This is a genomic window from Psychromonas hadalis ATCC BAA-638 (assembly GCF_000420245.1).
Taxonomy (GTDB): Bacteria; Pseudomonadota; Gammaproteobacteria; order Enterobacterales; family Psychromonadaceae; genus Psychromonas; species Psychromonas hadalis.
Window position 1 is genome coordinate 1 of sequence record NZ_ATUO01000224.1, and the last position, 4,431, is coordinate 4,431.

General features: G+C 37.0%; 4 protein-coding genes. 2 read left to right on the forward strand and 2 right to left on the reverse strand.

All coding sequences use genetic code 11. The features are described 5' to 3' along the window. Window positions 1-397 precede the first annotated feature (397 nt). Window positions 398-1,180: an MYG1 family protein gene (locus tag G322_RS0117715; RefSeq protein ID WP_022943031.1), complete on the reverse strand. Its 783-nt coding sequence runs from the start codon at window positions 1,178-1,180 to the stop codon at window positions 398-400. A 248-nt stretch (window positions 1,181-1,428) separates the two neighbouring features. Here G322_RS0117715 and G322_RS0117725 point away from each other — a divergent pair, with 248 nt between their 5' ends. Beyond that, window positions 1,429-1,836, forward strand: a complete 408-nt coding sequence (locus G322_RS0117725) for a PH domain-containing protein (RefSeq protein WP_022943033.1) — start codon at window positions 1,429-1,431, stop codon at window positions 1,834-1,836. A 1,074-nt stretch (window positions 1,837-2,910) separates the two neighbouring features. Further along, a complete protein-coding gene (locus G322_RS0117730; protein ID WP_022943034.1) occupies window positions 2,911-3,525 on the forward strand; it encodes a 3'-5' exonuclease in 615 nt (204 codons plus the stop codon). A gap of 286 nt (window positions 3,526-3,811) precedes the next feature. On the opposite strand, the gene cspE is transcribed toward G322_RS0117730, so the two are convergent. Next, the gene (gene cspE, locus G322_RS0117735; protein WP_033422245.1) at window positions 3,812-4,018 is read right to left on the reverse strand and encodes a transcription antiterminator/RNA stability regulator CspE; all 207 of its coding nucleotides are present in this window, start codon (window positions 4,016-4,018) and stop codon (window positions 3,812-3,814) included. Window positions 4,019-4,431 lie beyond the last annotated feature (413 nt).

Below are 4,431 nucleotides of genomic sequence, written 5' to 3' on the forward strand. Positions count from 1 at the left end.
TTCTCGCTATAATCTTCTGATTTACTGCGTAACATCAGTTATAAAGATCGGGACAGCCAAAGACTTTGACTGAATTTCAAGCTTAACCTGTGGTTGATTAATGACCATTAGGTTGATCCTTGGAGGCCACTTTATGACTCAATTATTAGGCGATAATTACGAATCATAAAGGGTCAGATTTGATCTAATCGCTTTTCTCCTATATTGCTTCCTTAAGCTCACGCATTTAGGCAAGAATCTTCATTGTTTTTCGAGTGATTTCCCTCTAACGACATTGATTAAATGCAAGTATTTAGAAAGTCTCAATTGAATTAGTTAGCCCTTCAACTTCCATTAAAGTAACCCATGCTCATTAATCGTACTCAATCATTTTTAACATATTAAGCATATCTTGCTGTTATTTATAAACCGCTAAAAAACCATTTTGATGCACAAAAATGGCTTTATTATCAGGTTGTAATGGTTCAAATATCAATGAAAAGCTATTTTTATCAACTGCAGGGAGTTGCAATATCCACTGAGATTTCTCTTTATCAAACCAAGTAACATGCGTTATATGGGCGTAATCACTGTTACCATTAATAAACGCTTGCCATCCCTGACAAAAATGGGGAAGTGTGAGTAGCTTTATTTTACAATTTTCAGAAAAATAGGTCATTGGAGATAAAGCAATTAATCTCTTTGTTTCTGCTTTCTTTTCTTCTCTCATTTTTAGGTTTTCAATGTAGCGCAGCGCAATATTTAAGGCATCTAAAAAACCAACATCTTGCTCTTTGCTATAAATATGTTCTGTATTATAAGCAGATATAACCGAAGCAAAAGAAAACTCCCTCATCGGTTTTACACCACAATCATGTGCATCTAGCTGAGCGATTAATTTATCAAGTTTTGTGTACCGTAGAGATAGTTTGGGTTGTAACCATTGCCAAATTAACCCTGCTGTTGAAACTGTCCCATTCTCTATTTGATGATGATCAAAACGTCCCTCCTTTGGTGATAATAGGCCACCAACATCAAGTAGCATGTCGGCATCCTTTAAAATTTCATCAGATCGTGAACGAATAATTTCTACATCGGGTAAGTGGATCACTGAGAATAGATGCAACAATGCAATAGCAACAACTTCATCCGTATGAAAGACACCATCGTGAGTCGCTATTTTGTGAATTTTATTTTGCAATATGAGCTCCTTGGGTATTTTTAAATACCCGATGACTATTTGCTATCTCCCAATTCACTGTGCCAGTGATAAAAACAGGCTGTTTTCATGGGGCTTACATTGTTGGATAAACATAATACCAAAGCAACCTAAATCGCTACGAATATATAATGACAGCCACTTTTTGTACGCCATCATTGATCTTTTCTATATCATGAGTATTCTAGACTCCCTTTAATCAATAGCTACGGCTGAGTAGGAAAATAAAAATGAAAGTATTTAAATCAAAAGTCGACATGTGGTTAATGTTGATTTACTTCTCATCCGCTACAATTGCTATTTCGGGGGTGATCAACATTATTTTCAATCAAGCAGACTTGTCTAGTTATTTGTCTGCCTTTGCTTTGCTCGTGGTGGGTGCATTCCTGCCTCTTTGGATTTTATTTAGCACGCATTATTTTGTTGACGATGATACGCTACTAATTAAAAGTGGCCCGTTCAAATGGAATATAGCTATTGCAAGCATTACTAACATCTGCAATAGCCAGAGTCTATTTTCAGGTGCTGCACTGTCATTACAGCGTTTAAAAATTAGCTATGGCGACAATAAAAGCGTGCTAATTTCACCAAAACTACAAAATGAGTTTTTAGCTGCGCTACAATTAGATAGCAAATAAAAAGATCGGGACAGCCAAAGACTTTGACTGAATTTCAAGCTTAACCTATGGTTGATTAATGACCATTAGGTTGATCCTTGGTGGCTGCTTTATGACTCAATCCCGCGCTGACGGTGATTACAGAGTGGCGAAAGCGTTTATCAAGTATCTCGTGGTTTATGCGTTGTTTGAATGAATTTATAGCGCGCAAAGCCAATAAAGAAGATAAGTGCAAAGGTCGATTCTGAGAAGGGCGTTTCAAATCTCAAGCCTTACTGGATGAAAAAGCCCTGTTAACCTGCATGGCCTACGTTGATTTGAATCCCATCCGCGCCAAAATATCAGCAAGTGTTGAAGAATCTGAATACACCTCTATTTTGAACGAATTCATGGCAAGTCACATCATGCTGAAGATAAGAATAAAAATAGCAGTAAACCACTGGTTAAATTCATTGGTGCAGAGCATCAATGCCAACCACAGGGCATTCATTTTACGCTGATTGATTACTTTGAATTGGTTGATTGGACAAGCCGGATTATTTGAGAAGATAAACGTGGTGCTATTTCAACAAAAGCGCCTGCATTGTTGAACACATAGGGCTTAGACAGTGAAACATGGCTTAGTTTAGCCAAAAGAGTATCACGGTGCTGTTGGAACTCTGGAGGAATTAGCTCTGTTTGCCGAGCATACAGGTAAGCGGTGGATTTCAGGAAAAAATAAGTTACGACGAATATACCAGTAAATAACCCTATCCCCATATCACTGTATCAGCTTTTTTGCTGAAATTTAGTGTATTTGTAAATCAATAAATAGCTTTTTTTGTTGTCATGAGTGCCGTTGGAATGATCCGTTTTCTTATTTTCGTGATTAAGTGAGGGGGTAGTTGATATTGTGTACCGCTGTTTAATTTATTGGGTTAAAATAGCTGGAAAAATATTTGAATGTCCGGTTCTGTAGTTGTAGTGCTTAAAGGGTTATTTATTGATTTTCAGACGTAGTAAATTTCAGTGCAAAGGCTGATACCGCGATGTAATGGAGATAATAAACAGATTAAAATCAACTGTGAACACTATGTTAATAATAAGAGAAAAAATATGCGCGCTGATACGCTTGTGATTCTAGATTTTGAAACAACAGGACTATCACCAGACCAAGGTGATAGAGCTATTGAGATAGGTGCAGTACGACTTGTTAATGGGAAAATTAAAGGTCAATTTCAAGCATTAATGAATCCCGGTTTTCCTGTGAGCTCCTTTATTGAAGACTACACAGGTATCAGTAATAGCATGCTTTCTGAAGCTGATTCTTGCCAACAAGTAATGACTGATTTTTCTGATTTTATTGCAGATGATAACCTTGTCGCTCACAACGTAGCCTTTGATCGACGCTTTTTAGACGCTGAATTGAAGCGCTTAGGTAAACATTTGAATGGTGAGTTTTCCTGCTCTCTCCTGTTGTCCCGTCGTATTTTCCAAGATGCACCGAGCCATAAGCTGGGCGAACTTATACAGTTTACCAACATTCCAAGTTCAGGCGGTTTTCACCGCGCGTTATACGATGCCCAGATGACTAGCTATTTGTGGATGGCGATGTTAGACAGTATTGCAGAACGTTATGGCCTCTTTGATTTAAGCTTTGAACAGATTCAAAAGCTAAATAAAACAGCAAAGAAGTCAGTTGATAAATTATTAAAAAGTTGGTGTGCTTAAGGGGGTGATTTTCTTGAAATACAGAAGGTTCCCCCACATAAAGAGAGAAATTGAGGATATTAGCTAAGTCGAATTTTTCCCCCGTTGCGTATATCGACTCCATTGTGAGGTAGAGCAATGGGCCACTAACGGTGCATATATAATATGAGTTGCCTACAATGTTTTGGCCAATATTACTTAGCCAAAACACTTTGCAATCAGCAAAAAAAATGGTAAACCCGTAAAGGTTTACCATTTTTTTAAAGATTAATTCAGCTCTGTGTAGGAGCTAAAATATCACAGCAAATTAAATCGCTACGATATTTTCTGCGTTCGGGCCTTTTTGACCTTGGCTTACAGTAAATTCAACTTTTTGGCCTTCAGCTAAAGTTTTGAAACCTTCGCTAGCGATAGCGCTAAAGTGAGCAAATACGTCTGGACCATTTTCTTGCTCGATGAAACCAAAACCTTTAGATTCGTTGAACCACTTAACTGTACCTTGAACTTTAGACATAATATTATCCTGAAATTTTAATGTTAGATTGCCTTAATAGACCTGAATAGCGTAAAAACAGACTGGAACTTAAAAACTACAAACGAGGTATTATTAATAATCCAACGAAATGAAGAATGTAAACAAAAGGCTTTCTTTCTTGCTAGGGAGCACTATATAGAATCTATATTATAAGTCAAGGTGTGTTCAAAAAATAAACAGTAAGTATTATTTAAAATACACTCGTATTTGAGTGGAATTTACCACTCTTTAAATATCTAAGGAAAATACTATACCCGTTATTATTCAAGGTGCAAAATTCAGCAAACGGTGAGGTGAGCAGGTTCTAGGCAGAAAGTTGAAGGTCTAACTGGTTCAATCGATGCTTTCTAACGAATTGTTAAATGCTGGCATTTAATCAATGTCGATAGAGG